The organism is Acidaminobacterium chupaoyuni, assembly GCF_047936785.1.
GTDB lineage: Bacteria > Bacillota > Clostridia > Oscillospirales > Butyricicoccaceae > Acidaminobacterium > Acidaminobacterium chupaoyuni.
Map to the genome: position 1 here is coordinate 1,932,711 of NZ_CP176394.1, position 21,722 is coordinate 1,954,432.

General features: G+C 50.5%; 24 protein-coding genes and 1 tRNA gene. 5 read left to right on the forward strand and 20 right to left on the reverse strand.

All coding sequences use genetic code 11. The features are described 5' to 3' along the window. Nucleotides 1–10: 10 nt before the first annotated feature. The 10 genes from ACJA3I_RS09265 to ACJA3I_RS09310 all read right to left on the reverse strand — a co-directional run bounded on the left by ACJA3I_RS09265 (nucleotide 11) and on the right by ACJA3I_RS09310 (nucleotide 9,623). The gene (locus tag ACJA3I_RS09265) at nucleotides 11–1,195 is read right to left on the reverse strand and encodes a Kelch repeat-containing protein (RefSeq protein WP_458862315.1); all 1,185 of its coding nucleotides are present in this window, start codon (nucleotides 1,193–1,195) and stop codon (nucleotides 11–13) included. Further along, entirely contained in the window at nucleotides 1,195–2,217 is a 1,023-nt protein-coding gene (locus ACJA3I_RS09270) for a hypothetical protein (protein WP_458862316.1), read from the reverse strand. The genes ACJA3I_RS09265 and ACJA3I_RS09270 overlap by 1 nt, the downstream gene beginning before the upstream one ends. A 21-nt stretch (nucleotides 2,218–2,238) precedes the next feature. After that, complete coding sequence (locus tag ACJA3I_RS09275; RefSeq protein ID WP_458862317.1) at nucleotides 2,239–4,089, reverse strand: hypothetical protein; 1,851 nt, start codon at nucleotides 4,087–4,089, stop codon at nucleotides 2,239–2,241. Beyond that, entirely contained in the window at nucleotides 4,082–4,645 is a 564-nt protein-coding gene (locus ACJA3I_RS09280; protein ID WP_458862318.1) for a phage adaptor protein, read from the reverse strand. The genes ACJA3I_RS09275 and ACJA3I_RS09280 overlap by 8 nt, the downstream gene beginning before the upstream one ends. A gap of 173 nt (nucleotides 4,646–4,818) precedes the next feature. Continuing rightward, entirely contained in the window at nucleotides 4,819–5,400 is a 582-nt protein-coding gene (locus ACJA3I_RS09285) for an ECF transporter S component (RefSeq protein WP_458862319.1), read from the reverse strand. 139 nt (nucleotides 5,401–5,539) lie between these two features. Continuing rightward, entirely contained in the window at nucleotides 5,540–6,319 is a 780-nt protein-coding gene (locus ACJA3I_RS09290) for a type III pantothenate kinase (protein WP_458862320.1), read from the reverse strand. Nucleotides 6,320–6,569: 250 nt separating this feature from the next. Beyond that, complete coding sequence (locus tag ACJA3I_RS09295) at nucleotides 6,570–6,944, reverse strand: hypothetical protein (protein WP_458862321.1); 375 nt, start codon at nucleotides 6,942–6,944, stop codon at nucleotides 6,570–6,572. 14 nt (nucleotides 6,945–6,958) lie between these two features. Beyond that, entirely contained in the window at nucleotides 6,959–7,795 is an 837-nt protein-coding gene (locus tag ACJA3I_RS09300) for a phage major capsid protein (protein WP_458862322.1), read from the reverse strand. An 18-nt stretch (nucleotides 7,796–7,813) separates the two neighbouring features. After that, entirely contained in the window at nucleotides 7,814–8,254 is a 441-nt protein-coding gene (locus ACJA3I_RS09305; RefSeq protein ID WP_458862323.1) for a hypothetical protein, read from the reverse strand. A 64-nt stretch (nucleotides 8,255–8,318) separates the two neighbouring features. Beyond that, a complete protein-coding gene (locus ACJA3I_RS09310) occupies nucleotides 8,319–9,623 on the reverse strand; it encodes a phage terminase large subunit (RefSeq protein WP_458862324.1) in 1,305 nt (434 codons plus the stop codon). 71 nt (nucleotides 9,624–9,694) lie between these two features. Here ACJA3I_RS09310 and ACJA3I_RS09315 point away from each other — a divergent pair, with 71 nt between their 5' ends. Beyond that, entirely contained in the window at nucleotides 9,695–9,964 is a 270-nt protein-coding gene (locus ACJA3I_RS09315; protein ID WP_458862325.1) for a hypothetical protein, read from the forward strand. On the opposite strand, the gene ACJA3I_RS09320 is transcribed toward ACJA3I_RS09315, so the two are convergent. From ACJA3I_RS09320 to ACJA3I_RS09340, 5 genes are all read right to left on the reverse strand, one after another. Then, nucleotides 9,958–10,209, reverse strand: coding sequence for a hypothetical protein (locus tag ACJA3I_RS09320; protein ID WP_458862326.1), 252 nt, complete (start codon nucleotides 10,207–10,209; stop codon nucleotides 9,958–9,960). The two genes, ACJA3I_RS09315 and ACJA3I_RS09320, sit on opposite strands and share 7 nt — an antisense overlap. Nucleotides 10,210–10,732: 523 nt before the next feature. Next, entirely contained in the window at nucleotides 10,733–11,023 is a 291-nt protein-coding gene (locus ACJA3I_RS09325; protein WP_458862327.1) for a DUF6514 family protein, read from the reverse strand. Nucleotides 11,024–11,202: 179 nt separating this feature from the next. Then, nucleotides 11,203–12,516 carry a PAS domain-containing protein gene (locus ACJA3I_RS09330; RefSeq protein WP_458862328.1) on the reverse strand — a complete coding sequence of 438 codons (1,314 nt, stop codon included), beginning with the start codon at nucleotides 12,514–12,516 and terminating at the stop codon, nucleotides 11,203–11,205. A gap of 99 nt (nucleotides 12,517–12,615) precedes the next feature. Beyond that, nucleotides 12,616–13,023, reverse strand: coding sequence for a DUF1492 domain-containing protein (locus tag ACJA3I_RS09335; RefSeq protein ID WP_458862329.1), 408 nt, complete (start codon nucleotides 13,021–13,023; stop codon nucleotides 12,616–12,618). Nucleotides 13,024–13,320: 297 nt separating this feature from the next. After that, nucleotides 13,321–13,500 (reverse strand): hypothetical protein, encoded by a 180-nt coding sequence (locus ACJA3I_RS09340; protein WP_458862330.1) that lies wholly within the window; start codon nucleotides 13,498–13,500, stop codon nucleotides 13,321–13,323. A gap of 213 nt (nucleotides 13,501–13,713) precedes the next feature. On the opposite strand from ACJA3I_RS09340, the gene ACJA3I_RS09345 reads away from it, so the two are divergent. The 3 genes from ACJA3I_RS09345 to ACJA3I_RS09355 are packed head-to-tail and all read left to right on the forward strand — an operon-like array spanning nucleotide 13,714 to nucleotide 15,665. After that, the gene (locus ACJA3I_RS09345; protein WP_458862331.1) at nucleotides 13,714–14,082 is read left to right on the forward strand and encodes a helix-turn-helix domain-containing protein; all 369 of its coding nucleotides are present in this window, start codon (nucleotides 13,714–13,716) and stop codon (nucleotides 14,080–14,082) included. A gap of 21 nt (nucleotides 14,083–14,103) precedes the next feature. Further along, nucleotides 14,104–14,316: a hypothetical protein gene (locus ACJA3I_RS09350; RefSeq protein WP_458862332.1), complete on the forward strand. Its 213-nt coding sequence runs from the start codon at nucleotides 14,104–14,106 to the stop codon at nucleotides 14,314–14,316. Nucleotides 14,317–14,336: 20 nt separating this feature from the next. Beyond that, nucleotides 14,337–15,665 (forward strand): MATE family efflux transporter, encoded by a 1,329-nt coding sequence (locus ACJA3I_RS09355; RefSeq protein WP_458862333.1) that lies wholly within the window; start codon nucleotides 14,337–14,339, stop codon nucleotides 15,663–15,665. Between the two features lie 94 nt (nucleotides 15,666–15,759). Here ACJA3I_RS09355 and ACJA3I_RS09360 read toward each other — a convergent pair whose 3' ends face one another. Then, nucleotides 15,760–16,809: a threonine aldolase family protein gene (locus ACJA3I_RS09360; RefSeq protein ID WP_458862334.1), complete on the reverse strand. Its 1,050-nt coding sequence runs from the start codon at nucleotides 16,807–16,809 to the stop codon at nucleotides 15,760–15,762. A 33-nt stretch (nucleotides 16,810–16,842) separates the two neighbouring features. After that, a complete protein-coding gene (locus ACJA3I_RS09365; protein WP_458862335.1) occupies nucleotides 16,843–17,583 on the reverse strand; it encodes a DUF2461 domain-containing protein in 741 nt (246 codons plus the stop codon). A gap of 188 nt (nucleotides 17,584–17,771) precedes the next feature. On the opposite strand from ACJA3I_RS09365, the gene ACJA3I_RS09370 reads away from it, so the two are divergent. Then, a complete protein-coding gene (locus ACJA3I_RS09370) occupies nucleotides 17,772–19,625 on the forward strand; it encodes an LTA synthase family protein (RefSeq protein WP_458862336.1) in 1,854 nt (617 codons plus the stop codon). 208 nt (nucleotides 19,626–19,833) lie between these two features. Here the strand turns inward: ACJA3I_RS09370 and ACJA3I_RS09375 are convergent. The 3 genes from ACJA3I_RS09375 to ACJA3I_RS09385 form a co-directional block, all read right to left on the reverse strand. Next, a tRNA-Thr gene (locus ACJA3I_RS09375) sits at nucleotides 19,834–19,909 on the reverse strand. A 57-nt stretch (nucleotides 19,910–19,966) separates the two neighbouring features. Continuing rightward, nucleotides 19,967–20,632, reverse strand: a complete 666-nt coding sequence (locus ACJA3I_RS09380; protein WP_458862337.1) for a YczE/YyaS/YitT family protein — start codon at nucleotides 20,630–20,632, stop codon at nucleotides 19,967–19,969. A gap of 131 nt (nucleotides 20,633–20,763) precedes the next feature. Then, the gene (locus ACJA3I_RS09385) at nucleotides 20,764–21,594 is read right to left on the reverse strand and encodes a MetQ/NlpA family ABC transporter substrate-binding protein (RefSeq protein WP_458862338.1); all 831 of its coding nucleotides are present in this window, start codon (nucleotides 21,592–21,594) and stop codon (nucleotides 20,764–20,766) included. Nucleotides 21,595–21,722: the final 128 nt, after the last annotated feature.

Sequence of the window (21,722 nt, forward strand, 5' to 3'; positions counted from 1 at the left end):
ATTTTTCCTCCTATAATGTTACTTTTCCGAATTTCACATATCCCTCGTTGGGGGCGTCCAGCGTGATGATCCCCGCGGCGGCGGCTGTCTGTTCCGCGCTGTGCTCTTTGAATCGATAGCGGCTTCCGCTGTATACCGCCAGATCATAAACGCCGAAATATCGTTCCGCTTTGGCGCTTGCGCTGCTGCTTGCGCCGCTGTAACCGCCGGCGAAATAGACCTTTCCGTTTGCGTCGGCGGCCGCTGCCAAACCGCTTCTGCCTTCCGTCAAAGCCTCCAGCGTGGTTCTGATTCCTGTCGGTGTATAGCTGTCCACCACATTGGAAGAGCTGCCCCCACCGCCAAACAACACATTCCCCGTTCTGTCTGTGGCCGCCGCCGGGCTCGACCGCGGAACAGAAAGCGCCGCGATCACGCTGTGATTTCCTTCTTTGTCATATCGGTCGATGCCGGAAGAGTTTGGGCCGCCAAACAACACATTTCCCGCTCCGTCCGTGGCCGCCGATAAATCTGACCCTGTTGACAGCGGTGTCAAAACCGTTCTCACTCCACTGGGTGAATAGCGATCTACCACTACCGAAAGATATCCGCCGCCGAACAATACATTTCCTGCCCCATCTGTGGCCGCTGCCAAAGAATGTCTTGCCGCAGACAATGCGGTTAAAGTGGTGCGCACCCCGCCGGGTGAATAACGGTCTACTGCTGCCGTGCCCGCATACCCCTCCACCTCTCCGCCGCCGAACAATACATTTCCTGCCCCATCTGTGGCCGCTGCCAAGTAATATCTTGCTACAGACAGTGCGGTTAAAGTGGTGCGCACTCCGCCGGGTGAATAACAGTCTACCGCTGCATAATAGATTGATTCTTCGTTTGCGTGGCCAACCCCACCGCCAAACAATACATTTCCCGCGCCATCCGTGGCCGCCGCAATGCCTTCTCTCGAAAAAGCCCATGGAGGCAAAGTGGTGCGCACCCCGCCGGGTGAATAGCGATCTACCACTACCGAAAGGTTATATCCTGTGGAACCACCCGCGAATAACACATTTCCCGCACCGTCCGTGGCCGCAACTAAACGCGAACGCGCTACAGATAATGGCGTCTCCGCCTGATGGATCACGCGGTTGCTGTTTGCGATGCTGAAGTTTACTTTTCCGTTCTGTGCGCCGCCGCGCCTCATCATCATTGCATCCGCCATTATCCCACCACCTTCATTGTCAGGTTAAGATCCACGGCGGGCTTTTCTTCATAGCAGGTCGCCGTGATGGTTCCCGCGCCGGTGGTGATCCTGCCGATCATGCCCCATGCTTCAAGCTGCGCCATTGCCGCGGCTGCGTCTGCCGATAATACCACATCCGCCAGCGGCGCATCATTTGCCGTCATGCCCGCAACGCTCACCGTCTGCGTGTAGGGCGCTGCGCTGCCGCTCCATCCCGCCGCCGTCAGCGTTGCCGCATAAGCAATGCTTTTCTTTGCGAGATATGCGCTGTGCGCGTCCGCCGCTTGGTTGTGGGCGTCAACCTTCGTGTCCAGATCATTTGCTGTCGCCGCGCCGATCATCTGGGGCGAAATCGGGTCAAGGCCCCCCGCCGCGTGTGCCGCCGCATGGTTTGCGGGGATGGCCGTTCCGCGTGCCGCAAGCTTGATGGTTCTTGCCGCCGGATCTGCCACCACGCTGATCGTTCCCGCGCCGCTGTCCTGAAAAATAATTTCCCCCGCCTTGCCCGAGATCCCGTTGATAGCGGCCACCGTTCCTTTCGCGAGGTCCACCGCTGCGTTCATCTCCGTTTTGCTGTAAACTTCTGCCTTTTCCGCTTTCAGCGCAAGCTTCCCGTCGGCATATCCTTTTGTGGCGGGGTGCTGCGCCTGGGCCGGTTCCGGCAAAACCGGCGCTGCCAGAAATGTTTTGGTGCCGCTGATCTCTTCCGCGCCGCTTTTGTGCAAAGCCTTGCTCTGAAGCTCGGCGATCTGGCCGCCCGCGGTCTGCGCCGTCAGCCCTTCTATCGCGGCGGAACCGATCTGTTCCGCGCCGCTGCTGCCGCTTCCGCCCGCGCTCAGCCGATCGATCAATCGATTGAATTTCTCCATTAAAACATTTCTCGCGAAGCGGTCAAAGATCTGTTTGTTTTCCGCCGAACTTCCCGTGAGTCTGTCCGGCGCTGCCATTACGCCGTTTGCTTCATATTCTTGCTGTGTTATTTTCTCTGTTTCCAAACCCATGCTTTCTCCTCCTTTTCCCTGCTATTTTGTCCATCCGTTTTTGGTGTATTTTTTTTCAATTCCATAAACGCCAAACCCTTCGTTCAGCCCATCGTTTTTCACTGTGATCTGCAAAGTCAGGTATCTTCCCCGGTTTTTGCCAAAAGGGATCACCTGCGGGGCATCGTTCGATAAAAACCCTACGCGGCTGAAATCCAGGTCCATCCAATCAAAAATGTCCATGGTCTCATAACAGATCTCTTTCCCGAAATCCTTTTCCGTTCTCAGGCTCACTTTCACGCTGCTGCGCAGATAAGGCTTGATCATCACGCCGCTGCCTCTTCGCTGCATGGTTTTATATTGCGTGAAATCTCCATCGTCGTCGGCTTTGGTGGTCCATGCGCAAATGATTGGTGCGCCGTCGTCCGAAAACCGTTCCATGGTCTGCAAATCATTGTTCATGCGGCATATTCTGCCGTCTGTCGTTCCGAAATACAGGTCTTCGCCGATCACGGCAAGGCATCTTGCGGGGATGTTTTCCCAGTGGAAACACTCATAAAGATATTCCCCCATGCTTTGGCTTCGTGTCGTTTTCCCCTGTGTTCCGTCCAACAGATAAGCTCTTCCGTTGAGCGCCAGAAGATAACGCCCCTGCCAGTAAACCGCCGAAGCTTCCTGCTGATCCGGTTCTTTTTTCAAAGCACGGTCGATCATCCAGCTGCGGTTCTGGGCAGATTTCTCGGCGGTCAGGTTCACCGAGCAAATGCCGAAAATTCCTTCTTCCGATAAAAACAGCGGTTCATCCTGCAATTGTGCAAAGGCATATTTCGAAACGGCGCCCACACCGGCAACGCCCTGCCTCACCGTAAAAACCGTCTCGCCGTTTAGGGTGCTTTCCTGTCTCAAAAAAATCGTGGCGTCGCCGCCCTGTTTCTTTTTGATGATGGCCTGATATTCCCCCAAAAGCGCATACCCCATGATCGGCGCGTCGCCCCCCACATGGGTATACCCCAAATCAGGGAAATAGGAAAAATCGTTTCGTCCCGACCGATAATCCATTGCGGGCGCTTCCGGGTTCCCGCTCAAAAACAACCTTCCCGCATAGATGCCCCCTATCGTGCAGCGCAGAATTTTTTCTTTGCCGCATGTTGCCGCCCCGAAAGTCACTTCCATATTGTCTTTCCCGGTCACCGGGGCCGCGGCCGGCGCTGCGCTGAAATGCAAGATCCCGCGGCTTCGGTCCACCGTAAAATTGGCGGCTGTCGCGCCGTTTATCCTGCATGTCACTTCGCTGTCATCCAGAGCTTCCCGATCCAACTGAAAATCCACCGTCTGGCCGTCGCATAAAAAGGTGTTTTTCCGTTTTGCCGTCAAAAGGTTCGTTTCCTCATAACCGGTGCCGCCGCCCTTGCCGTTTCTGCCGATGGAAGTGGTGGGAATATAGGCGTTTTCTTCGATTCTCTTCATGCCGACTCCGTCAGGCATCCCGTAATCGCCATAACAATATATTGAATCCCCTGTAAAGATCACAAGCTTTTCATTCATTGTTATTGCTTGTGATCTGGCGTTTTTCACGCCTGAAACCAGTTTTTCGGGTGTATGGCCGCTGTTTCCGTTCCACCGATAGATTCCAGTTCCGGCGTGGATCAATATCGTCTTACCGTTTCCGTCGTCAAAAGAAAAAATTCCATGGATGGGTGCCTCAACGGTCTTCAAGGTTCGCCATCCGATTCTTTTTTCCGGCATTCCGCCCGCATCGGAGATCAGGTTTGGGGCAAAGGGCGATCTGCTGGGGTCACAAAGCGCAGGGTCCGTTGAAAAATCCACCCCTCTGAATCTTTTATAAGCCGTGTGATAAACCTGTTTGGGCTGCGGGATCTTGAATTTACTCATCTGTTCTTCCTCTGATTTCCGCAAAGCCTCCCCGCTGAGCGGCTCTTTCTTTCAGTTCCGCCCTGCCTTCTTCAAATTCGTTGCGCCACATGGCCGCAAGCTGCGGGTTGTCATGCTTATAAATTTGCGAAGCCATATAAAGCGGCAATAACACCGCAGCTTCCTGCGGCATCTCGATCTGTGCCGTTTCCTGCCAGGTGTTGTCGATCTGTTTGGGGGCCGCGTAATAAAAGATCAGGTAGTTTCCCCCGCGTTCCGCTTTGAGATATTCTCTGCCGATTCTTTCATACCGCTGTGTGCGTTTCCATCCCTCCGTTTCCTCATAAAAAACGCTGTCCGTTTCCCAATAGCGCTCCGCCTGTTCTTTCATCGCGATCACCTGCCCCTGCTGGGCAGTGACCATCACCGATCTCAAAATCAGCTTCCCCGCCTGGCAAAGCAGGTTCATCCCTTCGTTGCAGGCGTTCTTCATCTGTTCTGTCAGGTCGGGCAGGCTCTCTTCATCAGGGCCGTCCAGTTTTTCCAGCGTGGCGCGTTTCAGTTCTCCCCAAGTCATGTTGTTCTCCTTTCGTTTGATTTGAAGTTTCCTTCATGGTTTCATCATATCCTCTCTTTTTCGTCATTTTCGTCAAGTTTGCTTTGTTTGCCCGTTATGTTCTTTTCTTCAAAAAGGCAAAAAGAAAAAGCCCCGAACCAAAGTTCAGGGCTTTCCCGTTTTATGCTGTGTTTTTATCGATTCAAAGTTTTTCTCAAAGGTTTGCAAATGGCGATGCAGACCACCGCTGCCGCGGCCATCTCCAAAAGGCCGTTAAGGCTTGCCACCGTCACCAGCACCTGCTTCAGCGGCAGCGCGTCAAATAACAGCGCCAAACATCCCAAAACCATCACCGTGTGGCATGCGGTGGCCACAACCGCGCTGATGCCCGTTGAAACCGTGTCTTTTTTCAGGTGTTTCGAAAGCAGCTGATACAGCGCCCCTGCGATCACGCCCAATAAAATGCGCGGCGCCAGGCAAAGGATGATCGAAGCCACCGGGCTTCCGCTCAAAAACGGTGAAAACGCCATGTCTGTTACGGCCACAGCCGCGGTGGTCGCCTTGATCATGCTCAAAACGCCAAACGCCAATCCCAAGATTCCTCCGTAAAGGGGTCCCATCACGATGCTTCCCACGATAACAGGAATATGCATCAGGGTAATCGATACCGGCGGAACCAAAATAAAGCCGATGGGTGTGTAAGTCATAACCGCAAGCAGCGCGATTAAGATGGCCATCTGAACCAGACGGGCCGTTTTCATGGTGGTGTTGCTCATAAAGTCCTCCTTGCTGCCGTTCGTTTTTCGATACGGCGCAGTTGATTTATTTCAGAATGCTTCAGCCACAGCAAGCGGAAATACAGCGGTGTTCCCTGCCGTTTTCATTGCTTTGTGCCCTCTGTCATTTCTGTTCGTGTCAAAAAGGCTCCTTACAGTTTTTTTCATAGATCAGGCGCAGCCCTTCCATGGTCAACGCGGGGTGCACCTTGATATTTCCCCGGAAATAGGGGGCGGCCAGTTCGGCGTAATCTCCGGTCAAAATGATGGGCGCTTCGCTCCCCAGTTCTTCTGCCATGCGCTGCGCCAATCCTTCGGCCATGGCGGCGGTTCCGTTTAAAATACCGCTTTTCATGCAGTCAACGGTGTTGCGCCCGATCACTGCCTTGCAATCGCTCTCCAAATCGATCCTCGGCAGCTGCGCCGTGTGGCTGGCCAGCGCTTCCAAAGAAATCTTCATCCCCGGCGCGATGGTTCCGCCGCAAAGGGCGCCGTTTGCATCGATGGCCATTAAGGTGGTTGCCGTTCCCATGCTGCATAAGATCATCGGCGGCTCATAATAAGAAAGGGCGCCCACCGCGCAGGAAACCAGATCGGCTCCCATCTGGGCAGGGTCGTTGATGCTGATTTTCAGACCGGTCTTCACGCCGGGGCCAACCACCACCATGGGCGCCTGGGTCAGCCTTCTCACCGCTCTGCGAATCACCGATACCAGCGGCGGCATTACCGAAGATAAGATCACGCCGCTGATTTCCGAAGGTTCCTTCTTAAAAAGCGTCAGGGCCGACATCAGCTTCGCCGCATATTCATCGGCCAAGATCTGGGTGTCCACACGCATCGTTGTCTGCACTTTTAAATTTTTACCCTCATAAAGCCCAATATGAATGTTTGAACTTCCAATTGAAACAGCCAATAACATAGCGTTCTTCCTTTCTTCGATCCGTCATGGATTATAATCTATTTTCAGTCTTCTTGCAAGTATCCCACATGATCTTCCTTGTTTTGTTTCTTTTTCCGTCCCGCTTCCCCGTTTCATCAAGATCCCCGATTTTCCTTTCAGGGCAGAAAAAATCTGCTGAAAGCAAAAAGATCCGCCGCAAAGAACTTCTTCTCCGCGGCGGATCCTGTCTGTCTGCGCCCCTGCCCGGCGGCGCTTTCTGTTTATTCGGCTACATTCTCAGCTGCAAAAAAGTGATCTTTGCCGCCGTGCCCGCAAATGCTGTTTCGGGGTGATCCGGCGCGCAGAGCTTCAGGCAAAATTTGCCTTTGTTTGCGCCGGTCATTTGTTTGAATCTCATGCTTTCCAGCGATAACGCTCTCATTTCGCCGGCGGGAACCGTGCAGAGCAAATTGCCGATAGCGCTTCTCAGGCCGTCGCCCGCCATCACGCAGATGCCTGCGCTCACCGTGTCGCCGTTCTGGATCAGCAGCACGGTTCGCTCATCTTTTCCGCCCTCCACGGTCATTTCCGCGGTGCCGGCCGAAAAAGTCATGGCATTTGATAATTGGTTCTGCAAAACAGTAATTTTATTGATTTCCGTCATGTTCTATTCTCCTTTTAAATATTGGTTTCAGGTGCGTATGCGCATTTGATCACGGCCAGTTCGTCGGGGCGCACGACCTTTGCGCCATAGACATGAAGTCCTTTCAGGGCGTCTTCAAAGCTGTCTTCGGGGCGGTATGCCTCTACCTCGCTCATGTTTTCCACATAGGCGATAGCTCTTTTCGTGCGCAGCAGAATGCAGTCTTTGTTCTGTTCCCTGCAAAGGTTGTTGGTCATATAAACATCCACATTCAGCCATTTTCCCACACGGCCGACAAATCCGTTTTTCAGAGTATCTTCGTTGGGTTTGCCATAGATCACATCGGCCAATAACATCTTTTCCAGAAAATCAGGCGAAACTTCCAGGCTGAATCGGGCGTTTTTCGGCACTTTGTTTTTGTAAAGCGCCTTCATGGCCGAACTGATGGTCGAAAGCACATTGCCCGAATTCAAAGCGCCTTCCTCCAGCTTAACGCCGGCATCGCCATACAGGCTGTAAATAAAGGTGTCTGCCGCTTCGGCAAGGCTCATGTTGGCTTCTTCTCTCAAGGCCTTCATCAAATCGCCCTGCGCCTGGCGTTTGTCGATATCATCGATGCCGAAATTGAAATATTTCTGCTGATCGATGCGGATCATGGTGGATTGGTCTTCCCAGCCGTCGCGAACCAGCGGCTGTCCTTTCACATAATCACGAATGGCGACCTTGCCCACACCGTTGATCTTGATTTCTTCCCCATATTTGGCGTCGCTGCGATATCTCGCGTCTGAAAGGCGAACGGCCACATTGTCGTTTTTCATCGATTCCAGCATCTGCTGGCTGAATACGGTGGGCACAAAATTGTTATAACTCATTTTTTCTTCTCCTCATCTTTACCATTTTTTCTGGCTTTTTTCGATTTTTCTCAGATTTTTCTTGATTTGCTCGGGGTTCATGCGTTTCACTTCCGCCGGCGTGAAATATTCCTTTTCGCCGGGGCCCTGTGCTTCCACGCTGCCGATGGCGGGCGGTGCGGCGGGTGTGCCGGCTTCTCTTGCCGCCGTGATGGCGCAATAGGCCACCACAGGGTCGATCCCCACGCTGCGCATTTTCAAAAAATCATCGCCCAAATCGATCACCGTTTCGATGTCGGCCTCGGGAAAGGCTTTCTTGATCTTCTGCAGGTCTTCCCTGAAAACCCACTCTCTCTGGCGGGCTCTCAGGCCGCGCAATTCCTCCAAAAGTTTTCCGTTTTCCTGTGTGCCGCTTTCCTGCGGCATCTGCGTCACCGCGGGCATTTCTTTGGTTTCCGTGCGTTTCTTTTCTGTTTCCATTCTTTTCTCCTTTCTTCCGGTTCCCCGGTGTCTTTATCCTACCGTGGCTTTTTCGTCATTTTCGTCAAATTTTCTCTGCTTTTTTCCGCTTCTCAAAATGGAATTCCTCTTTAACGGGCTTTTTGCGAAGCGCCGTGGGCAGCGGTCTTCCCGCGATGAAATATCGTATCGCGTCGGGCGCGTGGGTCAGCTCGTGGGGCTGCGTCGCGGCGTCGCCGCTTCCGTCGTCGCTGAATCTCAGCTGCGGCAAAGTTCGAATCAGGTTTGGGCAGTTTCGAAAGATCTTCAAGGCCGGCGCCTGTCCCGGTTGCGTGTGAAGCCATTCTTTCAGGTCCATCCATCCGGCGATGCGTTCGTTCTGGGCTTTGGTCAGATAAATTCCCTTCTCCATAAAAATCTCCGCAACGCTCCTGCCGGTGTCCTGCCGCCTGTTCCAAAGGTCAGGCGGTGCAAAGCTTTGATAAACGGTTTCGCCGCAGCGCAAAATTTTTTCCGCCGCCTGCGAGATCACCAGCCCGCTTTCATAGATTTCCCGATAAACATAAGCGTTTCCGCTTTCATCCACCGCGATGAAATATCCGGCCAGCATATCCAAGCCGTAATCCATCGTGAAATATCTGCGCCAGTGCTGCGGCAGGCAAAACGGCTCGCAGGTATGGATTTCTCTTCGAAATTCCGAAAAGAACTGCCCCGCGAAAATATCCCAATCGCCTTCCAGCCATGCCCGTTTCAGGTCAGGCGGCAAACCTTCCAGCATTTTCACATACCCGGGGTCTTTTTTCATCAAAACGCGGTTGTCATAAACCTTTGCCGGGATAAATCGATAATCTTCCCCAGATTCCCCATCCCGATAACAATGGTCGATAAAAAGCCTTCTCACCCATCCATGCCCCACACCGCCGGGGTTGCATGTCAAATACATCCGCTTGGGCATCTCGTTGGCCCCGCGCAGACAGGCGCTCAAAGTCTTAAACTGAAATTCCGTGAATTGCGTGGCTTCATCGAGGAACAAAATGTCATATTCCTGCCCCTGATAGCGCAGCACATCATCTTCCGAATCACAGTAACCAAAGCGAAGCCTGCTGCCGTTTCGAAAGCAAAACGCCTTTTCGCCGTCTTTGTAATCCGCGGCTCCGCCCAGCAAACTTCTCAGCGGAAGAATGTGGTTTTCCCTCAGTTCCGGGTAGCTTCGCCGCAAAATCATCATTCTGATGTTCGGATAATGCAGCGCCATCAGCGCCGCTTTCTGTCTCACCGCCCAGCTTTTGCCGCCTCCGCGCGCGCCGCCGTAAGCGATGAACCTTTCCGTAGCTTCCAAAAACAGTTTTTGCCGTTGATTCGGCTTTTGCAATTTAATTTCGGTCAACATTTCCCCTCTCTCTTCTCTTTTTCTGTCAATTTGCCTTTTCGCTGCATACCTTGTCACAGGGAGGTGTTCGTTTGAACCAGTCCTTCTTTTTTGATCTTCCCCCCCAGCTCATGACAGCGCTGGGAACCTTGCTGGGGTTTGCCTTTTTAGATGATCTCACCGCCGATCAGCAAAATTCGCTCGGGAACTTTCTCATGCTGATCGCCCAGGTCCTTGAAACCAACGCCTCACAAAAACAGCTTTTAGAAGATCTGGCTCAAACCAACCAGATCAGCCAAATGCAGCAGGAACTGGCCGCTCTGCGTCAGGAAATGGAATCTTTGCGCAATTCTCTTCATTGAGCCTGCTCCAACGCCTCCTCTTCCCAAACGATCTTGATTTCCTGCCGTGTTTCTTTTTCCTCCTCTGCGGGGCCCGCCCCTTTCCCATATACGCGGTTCAAAATTTCCTTGGCGCAATCCAGCCTCACCTGATAGGTGGTTTTTTCCCCCTTCAGGGTCTGTGCCAGCAGCTTTGCCGCGGTGGGGGTGGCTTTCATCAAAATATCCCTCACTTGCTCTTCCGGTGTTTTTTTGCGTGGTGCCATAGTTCCTCCTTTCTCCCGCAAAAATAATGCTACCCTGTTTTTTTCGTCATTTTCGTCAACTTTTCAAAAGTGTGCCGCAAAGGTTTCTCTGCCAGACCGGCATTTTTTTATCAGTGAAAATCGCGCTCCCTTTTCTCTGCTTTTTCAAATCGCCGGCTCTATTCCTGTTTCTTTTCGGGCAGCAAGATCATTTTTTTGAGGATCCCTCGCTCGAAAAGCAGTTTTACAAATAAAAACGGCGCCGCCTGCAAAAGGCCGCGCCGTTTCCCCACAAATCGTTTTGCTAAAACTCTTTTCCCTGCTGAAAGCAATCGCACTTTTCCTTCAAGATGTTTTGATTTCAAACCGAATCTCCGGGTTTCAAGCGTTTCGGTTTCCGCTGCATTGTTTCCGGCTTTTCGTCAAAAAAACCCGCCGAAAGAATGGTTCTTTCGGCGGGTGTCCTTATCTCCATATAAGGCTTTTCCCTTTCATGGAGATCTGTTCGCTCTCACAAAATTTTGTTTACCAATACGGATGTTTTTCAGCAAAGACAATCGCAGATGATATCTCTCAAGTGGATCGGTGTTGCCTGACCGTTACACAGTTCCTGCTGCAAACGGGTGACTATCCCCATGTCGGAAGAAATGTCGCAAATTTCTGCTTCTTCGATGAACTTCCCCTCTTCTTTCGTTTCCATGCGACATCGCAATCCATAAACTGTGTGTTCAGTTTCTTCCAGATTGATGCGGCAATCTGTCAAGCTGTAACTAAGCCTGAATGAAATACCATCTTCGCCTATCGCTTCGCAGAATAGGATTCGCTCTTCTTTCATAAACACTCCCTCTATTCTTTTGTTTGGTAATTATACTATACAAAAATATCCAAGTTATTACAATACTACTTTAGTTTACTTATTTTGCATATAATTCGACTTTTTGTATTTTTATATATCATTTATCGAACAAACAGCGCTTTTTTCGATAACTTTTCGTAATACTTATTAGAACTTATTCATTCTTCGTTTTTTATTTGGATATGTTTGTCACTCAAAAAATATTTTATCAACTCTCCCCGCGAAGAAATGTTTAATTTTCTATAAGCATTCGATAAAATTTTCTTAACAGTTCCCTCCGAAACGCCCAATTCCACCGCTATCGCTTTGTTGCCGATTCCCCTTGCCGCATATTCTGCGATCTCCTGTTCCCTCAAAGTCAAATTGGTGGCCATGCGTTGTTCCATCCTCATTTTTTCTGTGCTGTCGGCGCAGCTGATAAAAAACTTATATCCCTGCCCCATTCTTCCCACCGGCACAATAGAAATATCATAAAAAGCATAATGATCCGGCCCCAGCACCAAGGTGACTTGCCGCTGCAGCACTGTCTTGGCGACCGCACTTTTTCTTAACGCCTCGGCGTTCAGGCCATCCGTTCCATATAAGATAAACCGTCGTGAAAATTCTTCAAATGGGCGATTACTTCTCAAGACTTCCTGTCTTCCGTCATCGCCCAACCAAAGCAATCCCATTCCGGTCACTGTGTTTTTATAATAACTCTCATATTCTTTTAGCAGTTCATCACGCAAGTGCTGTTCTCTATGCTGTTTTGTCACATCCCGAATAAATAATACAATCAGCTGTTCTTTTCTGTGCCGAATCGGCACAGCCCGGAAATAAAAAATTTTTGTGGCTTCTCCCGCTGATATTTCCTCTTCAGAATCCACATCCTGATTATATAAAATAGCCTGTTGGCAAAGTGTTCTGCATCTTTTGAAGAAACAAGGCGGAATCACTTCTTCCGCCTTGTGATATAGGTCTTGATCTTCTTCCCATTGTAATAATGCCTTAAATTTGCTGTTTGCATCTTCTATTTTCAGCTGGCCCGACGCGGTTCGGCCCAAAACCAAGATCGCGTCGTCCGAACCTTCCATCAAAGCGCTTTCCAGCAATCTGATGCGGCGCTGTTTTTGGCCTTCCTGCAAACAATCCTCCGCCGGTTTTTCACAATATAAAACATATTCTGTCCCATTGTCATATGCGGGGTAAATGGCCGTGACCCAATAGCCTTTTCTGTCAGTTCCTCGTTTTTTGCCTAAATATTGAATCGGTCTCCATTCCATCAAAACACGCCTGATTTCCGAATGCATTCTTTTACAGCAGGCTTCTTCATAGATCTCTTCGATTCTTTTTCCTAATTTTTCATTTGTTTCTTCCTCAAAAAGGCACCCATTATGTAAGAGGCGCCTTAAGATAATTTCTTGCTCCGCTCCGCATTCATAAAGCGCCGCCGTCTCATATCCGGAAGAAAATTTGTGGATCAGTTCTTCCATTTTTTGACTCCCCTTTTTCTGTCTTTTTCATCATTAGTTTATATTGAATCTGTTTCACTGTCCATATTATTTATAACCTGAACTATTCCGTTTCCACTCTTATGTATTCTTTTCATCCCGCTGCTCTTTAAAAAACCGATTATTTCTTCTTCGCGGATATTGTTCATCATATTCGCCGATACTGAAAGCGACCTGGCTCCAGGTCAATCCATTTAAATATCTCAGTGATAGGATCATCCGCATTTCGCTGTCACCCACCCCATCGATAAACTCCTGCATCTCTCTGACCATCCGAAAACATTTTTTTAAATTCTGTGCGATCTGTTCTTTCAGTAGTTCGATCTCCCGCTCGATTTCCGCGGTCTTCTGTTGTGGTGATATCGTCGGAATCCCTTCGATCGTTCTCACTTTTCCGCTGGCCAGCGCTTCCCATTCCTTCAGCCTTTTTTGCTGATATAAAATCTCCTGGTTCAGCGGCTTTAACTGTTCCAATTCCTTTTGTGTCATATTTTCCCTCTGTTTCCCCGTTTTTCCGGTGATAGCTTTCTCTGTTCGGGCCAAACTATCCATGAGGTGATCAAATTGAACAGCGCATTTAAACGCGATTTTCCGGATGCCTGGCGCAAACTGCGTTCCCTCAATGGCATGCTTGATATCCTCAATGTATATTCTCCCTCTTTGCGTGACACTGTCATCGAAAGCATCAACGATCTTCCCCCGGGTTAACCCCTCTCCATTCTTCTCTTCAGGAGCCGTCTCGGCTCCTGTTTTTTATTTCCCGACATCCCGCGGGGCAAAAGTTCCTCATTTCCCGTCATCGGGCTGTTTTTGGCTTTTTCGCCCGGGTTCCTCTTCTTCCGTCAAAAATCCCCCGCAAAAAGGGCATTCAAATGTGGTCATTCGGCATCGTGTGCCGAAATATTCCACCGTTTCCGTCATTCTTCGTGGTGCCGTCACTTCTTTTCCGCATTCTTTACACTGCATTTTTCTCTCCTTGTTGCATTTTTGGGATATTATTTTCAAAAAAATTTGTTTCGTTTTTCTGTTGCATTTTTGGGATATCTCGATCATAGCAGAACATTTGTTCTTTTGTCAACCCATATTTGCAACTTATTTTCTTTTGTTGTTGCATATATAGTTTTCACATGATATACTGTTTTCATCAATCAACCAATCATATGGCCGGGAGGGTATGCTATGAATCGCCCACAAGATCTCAACGCCACTGCGCTTCGCCTTCGTCAACGCCGCACAGAGCTTAATCTCAGCCTGCAGCAGGTGGCCGAGCGCACAGGTATGAGCCGTTCCACCTTGCAGCGTTATGAAACCGGGGGAATCCGCAATCTTCCGGTAGACCGGCTCAAAGTGCTGGCCGATGCGCTGCAAACCACTCCCGAGTGGATCATGGGGCTTCCCCAACCGCTGGGGCAAGATCCCGAGCTCATGGATTACTTGGAAGAACTGAAAAATCGCAGCGAAATGCGGATGCTCTTCAAATTGGCGAAAGACGCAACCAAAGAAGATGTGGAGCGGGCGGTCAAAATCATTGAAGCGTTAAAAAAATAGCCTTTACGGGGGTTCTTCATCTTGGATCGAATTTTCATCCGCCCTTTGGCCCTGCCGGCCCGCGTTCACGCCGTAACTGTAACAGATGAAAACGGCGATTTTAATGTTTATGTCAACACGCAGATCTGTTCCGCCCTTCAAGAAGATGCCTGTGTGCATGAGCTTCGCCATATCCGCCTGCAGCATTTTTACGATCACGAACCGGTCATCATCAACGAGCTTTTGGCTCACTGATTTTTTTGAAAGGATCTGTTATGCCCAACCAAAACTTCACACAGGGAAATCTCACCAAGGCTTTGCTGCGTTTTTCCGTTCCGCTGGTGCTTTCCGGCCTCTTGCAGCAGCTTTATCAAATCATCGATTCTTTGATCGTTGGCAATCTGGTGGGTGAAAACGCCTTGGCTGCGGCCGGCGCTTCTTCACCCATTTCAAATATTTTTATTTTCCTGCTTTCCGGTCTGGTCTCCGGCTGCACCATTCTCGTTTCGCATGCCTATGGCGCCGGCGATCATGCAAAGGTCGGCCGCACATGCGCGACTTTTACTTATTTTCTGCTGGCGGTCTCTGTTGTCACCGCGCTGACGGGGTTTGCGCTGCATCAGCCTCTGCTGCGTCTGCTCCATACACCCGCCTCTCTGCTTGCCGATGCGGGCGCCTATCTTTCCATCATCTTTCTGGGCGTGCCGTTTCTGGCCTATTATAATTTAGCGGGCGCTCTTTTGCGCGGCGTCGGCAACAGCCGCACCCCGCTTGTGGCCATTCTCATCGCTTCCATTGTCAATGTGGGGCTCGACCTGCTGTTTGTGGGCGTGTTTCATTATGGGCTGGCGGGGGCGGCGGCGGCCACCGTCATTGCTCAGGCGCTTTCCGCTTTTTATCTCTATTTCTATCTCCGCCGCGGCAGCGATCTGTTCTTCTCTTTTTCCAAAGCCGATTGCAGCCGCAGTGTGCTTCATGAAGGCCTGACGCTGGGCCTGCCCCGTGTCATCCAATCCGCCGTTTCTTCTGTGGGTTCCCTTCTGCTGCAAAACATCATGAATTCTTTCGGTGTTGCCACCGTGGCCGCCATTACCACCGCCTATCGTGTGGATTCTCTGGCCATTCTGCCGGTGCTGAATCTCTCTGTCGCCATCTCTGTGTTCACCGGCCAAAATCTTGGCGGCGGCGACTGCCGGCGTGCGGAAGAATGCCTGAAAAAAGGCACCCGCCTCACCACCTATGTCACCTGCCTGCTGACTCTTTTGTTCGTCACCTGCGGTTTTTGGGTGCTCAAGCTCTTCGGCGTTTCCGATGCCGTGGCGTCGCAGGGCCAGCGCTTTTTCTGGTTTGCCGCGGCGTTTTATCCCATTTTGGGTGTCTCTGAAAGTTTTTCCGGTTTTCTTCAGGGGGCAAAAGATGTGCGCTTTGTTGCCATCGCCAATGTCAGCGCTCTTGTTTTGCGCGTGGCGCTTTCCTACCTGCTGGCGGGTGTTATCGGCCGTGATATCATTGCCGTCAGCGAATCGGTCTCGTGGCTTTTCGGCATGCTTCTTTTTGTGGGCCGCTATCGCAGCAGAAAATGGCTTTCCGCGCCGCAGCATTAAAAAATCCAATATCCTTTCACATAGCAAAAGGGCGTCGCCGTTTTAAAAACGGCGACGCCCTTAAACTTTCTTTTTGAAAAAGATGGTGTTCTTCTTATTTTTCCTGCCAGTTCAAAATATCTTCCGCCAAAGTTCTGGCGTCTTCCATGCTGGTTGCCCAGCTGGTGCAAAAACGCACAGCTGTATGGTTCTCATCCATGCGGTCCATGGTGGCGTAAGCATATTTTTCCGCGAATTCTTTCATCATGCCGTTGGGCAAAATGGGGAACTGCTGATTGGTGGGGGAAGGGCAAAGGAACGATAATCCTTTTTTGATGCAGGCTTCCCGAATAAGAGTCGCCGCTTCGTTGGCGTGCCTGCCCATTTCATAATAAAGCCCGTTTTCGAATAAAGTTTCAAATTGCAGCCCCATCAGGCGGCCTTTGGCAAACATCGCGCCCTTCTGCTTGATAATATATAACAGATCCTGCTGCAAAGTGGGGTTGAGCACCACCAGCGCTTCGCCGAACAGCGCGCCCACTTTTGTGCCGCCGATATAAAACACATCGCAGTTTGCGGCGATATCTTTCAGATCAAGGTCGGTTCCCGGCGCTGTCAGGCCATATCCCATTCTCGCCCCGTCGATAAATAAATAAAGATCATTCTTTTGGCAAGTGGCATAAAGCGCTTCCAGTTCCTTTTTGGTATAAAGCGTTCCCATTTCGGTGGGATGAGAAATATAAACCATTTTCGGCTGCACCATGTGCACCTGTGTTTCATCGCCGTAATGGGCATCGATCACTTTTTGCACCTGCTGCGCCGTCAATTTTCCATCCACACAGTCGCGCTGCGCCAAAACCTTGTGGCCGGTGGCCTCAATAGCGCCGCTTTCATGGATGTTTACATGGCCGGTTTCAGCCGCAATGACCCCCTGGTGGGGCCGCAGCGCCGCAGAAATCACGATCAGGTTGGTCTGTGTTCCGCCGGGGATGAATCTCACCAGCGCGTTTTTCGGGTTGCCGCATTCTTTCAAGATCAGCTCCGCCGCATGGGCGCAATAATGGTCTTCCCCATATCCGGGGGTCTGTTCCATGTTGGTTTCCACCAGTTTTTTCAAAATAGCCGGATGCGCGCCTTCACTGTAATCGCAATTGAATCGAATCATTTTCTTTCTCGCTCCATTCTATTTTATGTTGTCTTACCAATCAAATTTCTGCCTTTTCGCCCTGACCGCGGTGGTCTCTTCCTTCGTTTGCGGCGCAGCCCCCTGCTCCGCAGAAAGGGTTCTCGCTTTCATAAAGAAATCATAAACGGGCTTCAAATATAAGAATTCCCGCCCTAAAAAAGCCGCCAGTTCCGGGTTTTCCAACAGATCATAGGTTCCGTTTTTGATAACAGAGATGCTTTTTCGATCCAGCCACAACCGTTCTTTCGCCGATGCGCCCGGATATTTGCTGCGCTTATAGCTTTCGCCTTCCCGCAAAAAACCATATCGGTCGATGGCCTTTTCCGCTTCTTCAAACGCTTCGTCACCCTGCAAAACCATTTTGCGGATGTTCGCCATTGCGTCGGTGCCCGCGCGGTAAAACCCGCATCCCCAGCGCACCTTATCGGGTGAAAATTCAAAAAAGAAAGCGGGCGGCCCGTTTTCTTCGCTTTTTTCCCGAAGAAAAACACACCAGATCACATCACGAAAAGTCGATTTATCCTTTGTGAACCGCGTATCACGATAAATTCGAGAAATGGAACGCCCGATTTTCGGTTCCGCGATCAGCTGGTCGTCGATCTCCCAAAGCGGCCTCTGCAAATCGGTCACCAAAGCTCTCATGGGCTTCAATACGCTTTCTTCATATTCGGATTTATGCGCCAAAAACCATTCTTTGCTGTCGCGCATTTTGTTTTCTGCTAAAAACGCCAGTGCCTTTTGGGAAAACGCCATTCAGCGAACACCTTCTTTCTGCTCTTCTTTTTCTATTTTGAGGTTTTGCGGTTTCTTTGTCAAGCGTTACGCCGCGCTCCATTTAAAGAAATCTTAAGAATTACGCAAAGCTTTCGCTCTTGTCTTTTATCTTGTATTGCAGTATTATTACAAGTAGTACAGAAGTTTTTTATGTTAGGAGGGCTTCCATGAAATGGCTTTCGAAAGTCTCCCTTTTAAAAATGCGGCATTTTCGTCAAATGCTCTTCTTTTGTTTTCCGCTTTTTCTCAATTTGATTCTATATCTGAATATGCTGCCGCCGCGCTCTTTGGCCCCGGCCACGCCGCTTTATGTGTTTGATCGCAGCGCGGTGGGTCGTTTCCTGCTTTCCACCCTGCTGCTGGCGCTGCTGTTCTTCATTTTAAATGCGCTGCTCCATCGTGCCTGGCTTGCGGGGCTTGTGCTTTCGGCGCCGCTTTATGTCATCAGCCTTGTTGATTTTTATAAATTTTATTCCTTGGGCACACGCATCGCCGCCGATGATATCGTCATGGTTTTCAGCCTTGCCGACCTGTGGAACCCAAAAGGCGCCCAAAGCGGCGGGTTGTTCTTTTCGCCGATGCTTCTGTTCACACTGCCGTTTCTTCTGTTGCTTCTTTATATGATGCGTGCGCTGCGGGTGGAAAATTCTTTTCATCTTCGCAACAAACGCGTGGTCTGTCTCATTCTTTCCCTGTGGATGCTCGGTTCGGTAACGCAGGGCAATCTGGCCTATCAGATCTTCGATCCGCAAATGCAGGCCTATGAAGCCGTCCCCTCCGATTCCCATGTGAAACCTCAGCTCACTTCGGTAGATTGCCTCATCGGTTCTCTCTATTATGATGATTACGAAGACCCTCGCGCCACCAAAGAAACCGTCGCCTCCATCATTGATGAATATGCACCGCAAAAAGGTCATTCCGTGCGGCCCGATATCATCGTGATCATGAGCGAAAGCTATTTTGATCTTAACCGTGTCAAAGATCTGAAAATTTCCGAAGATCTTTATACGGGTCTGCGCCGGATGCAGAATCAGGGCGGCTGCGGCCGCATCGCGGTTCCCGCTTTCGGCGGGGGCACAGCTTCCACCGAATATGAAGTGCTCAGCGGAACTTCAAACGCCGCGCTGCAAGATACCCGTTCCCCCTACAGCGGCATTTCCGATTCCGACCATCTGCCCACTTTCTGTGATTATTTCAAAAGCCTCGGCTATGAAAGTTCCTATGTTCACCCGTTCAAAAGCAGCTTTTATAACCGTTTCAATGCGTTCACCGCCATGGGGTTCGATCATCTTTTGTTTCAAGATACCCTAACGGTTCCTCTGCGCGATTATCCCCGCGATATGCACATCAGCGATGAAACGCTCACCGATCAGATCCTTGCGCAGCTCAAAGCCAACACCGGCGCCCCCCAGTTCATTTGGGCCACCTCCATGCAGAACCACACCCCTTATGTCACTTTATCAGAATCCGATCCGCGTTTGGTTTCTGCCCCCGAAGGCTCTGTCACCCCCGCTGAGCTGGATGGGATCAACGCCTATGCTGTGGGTCTGCGCGATACCAACCGGGCGTTAGAGCGTTTGCTCGATGCCATCGATCAGCGTGACCGTCCCACCGCGCTTCTGTTTTTTGGTGACCATCATCCCCTGCTGGAAGGCTATAAAAAGCTTAATCATATCGGCAATGAATCCATCTATCGCTCGGTGGATACCCTGACCACCGATTACGCGTTCTATACGAATTATTCCATCCCCAAAACCGAAGTTGCGGGAATGCCGGAAAATCATTGTTTCTCAGCCTATTATTTAATGGATGTTTTTCTTACCGCGCTGGGAATGCCCAAATCCTCTTACCTTTCTTTTCTGGATGCGGGTCTTGCCCAGCTGCCGCTTCACACCGCGCGGATTCCTGTTCCCATCTCTTCTTCCGCCACGCAAAACTGGCTTGAAAAGCTTGAGATTCTCTCCTACGACCGCCATGGCGGCGAGCATTTCAGCGCCGGCTGCGAGCGCATCGCCCCTTAAATCTGCTCCCCCTTTCTTCCCATAACACCCCCAAAGCCACGCGGCATTTGATGCTGCCCTGTGCTTTGGGGGTGTCCTTTTTCTTTTTGAAGGCAAGAAAAAAGCCTGTGAAATCAATGATTTCACAGGCTTTTGGAGCGGGTGAGCGGATTTACACCACTATCTTTTATCAGGAAGACAAACGACTTAAAAGTTAGTCTACACCCACTGGAGCTAGAAGTCGGAATCGAACCGACGACCTACGCATTACGAATGCGTCGCTCTACCGACTGAGCTATACTAGCACTTTCGATGTTGCTAAATCATTATAGCCGATATTCCCTTTATTGTCCAGTCTTTTCTCAAACTTTTTTCCGCGGCAGCATTTTTGCGGCGCTTTCCGCGAAAGTTTCGTGTTTCACTTCTTTGATTTCGAAGTGCATCAGTTTAAACACCAACTGCATCATCGGCCCGCCCAGCAAAGTGATAAAAACCGTGCCGACGCCCACTTGACCGCCCAGAAGAATGCCCAAAAGCAGGGCCACTCCTTCTGTGATGGCGCGGCAAACGCCCACGGGCCATCCGCTTTTTCTCGTGAAATGCACCATCAGGCTGTCTCTGGGCCCCGCGCCCAAACCGGCGCTCACATACATCCAGATGCCGATGGCCAAAATGATCGATGCAGCGATGCCATATGCCATGCCGGGTAAAATTTTGCCGCTCAGCCGCGGGATGATCTTCAAAGCCAGAATCACATCGATCATCCAGCCGATGACCACAATGTTTAAAACCGAACCGATGCCCAGCCGCTCTTTGGCAAAATAATCATAAAGGATAATGACCAGCCCCACGGCAATGGATGCCTGCCCATAGCTCAGCGGCGTATGAAGAGAAATGCCGTGATGAAAGGCATCCCATGGCCCAAGGCCGATATTGGCCTGATAATAAAAACAGCTGGATAATGCGATCAAAGCAAAGCCCCCGAATAACAGCAGAAAGCGTTTGCCATAGCTTGCGGTTTGCGGCATAGAAGAACCCCATTTCTTTTTGTTAAGTCGCTTAATATTTAGAGTGTATCATGTGCGCCGCCGCCCGTCAATCCATAAAAGAAGAAAGAGGGGCTTTTTTCCCCTCTTTTCTCCTTATTATATAATAGCTTTTATTTTGCGGCGCTGTCAGAAGCGTGGAACACCGTTTTATAGTTTTCTTCGATATATTGGCGCACTTCTTCGCCCTGCAGCGCTTTCACCAGCGCTTTGAGTTCTTTTCTGTCGTCGCCCTTTCGAACCGCCACAACATTGGCAAAGGTTTCTGCCGCTTCGCTGTCTGCATCTTCGCTGAGGATCAGCGAATCGATCACATCGCCCTTCAGCGCATAGTTGCCGTTGATCACCGCCGCATCCACATCCGCCAGGCTTCGGGGCAGCGCCGCGGCTTCCATCTCCACAAACTCCAGTTCCAGCGGGTTTTTATCGATATCTTTGATGGTGGCTTCCAGCCCCACGCCTTTTTTCAGTTCGATCAGGCCCTGGGCCGCCAGCAGCTGCAGCGCTCTTGCTTCGTTGGTCGTATCGGAAGGCACGCCGATCTTCGCGCCCTTTTTCAGCTGGTCAAGCGCCGTGATGCTTTGGGAATAGATGCCCATGGCTTCAAAGTGGATCTTGCCCAGACTTTCCAAATGGGTGCCGTTTTTTTCGTTGAAGTCTTTCAGATAAGGTTCATGCTGAAAAAAGTTTGCGTCCAGCTCTTTGTTTTCCAGTGCTTCATTGGGCAGAATATAATCCGAAAATTCCTGAATTTCCAGTTTGATGCCCTGTTTTTCCAAAATCGGTTTCACAACTTCCAGCAATTCCGCATGGGGGGATGGGCTTGCGCCCACTTTCAAAACCCCATCCTCGCTTTTGTTTTCTTTGGCGCAGCCGGCAAAAAGCAGCAGCGCCGCCGCAATGGCGGCCACAGCCGCCTTTTTGTTTTTTGATTTGAAATTCATCAGATTCGTCCTCTCTTTATTAGCAAAATAATGATTCTATTTGTATCACGGAATCTTTTGCTTCCATCCGGGCAGATGCCTCTGCCTCGCTTCCCGGGAGCGAATCTCTGTTTCAGCAAAATAAATTT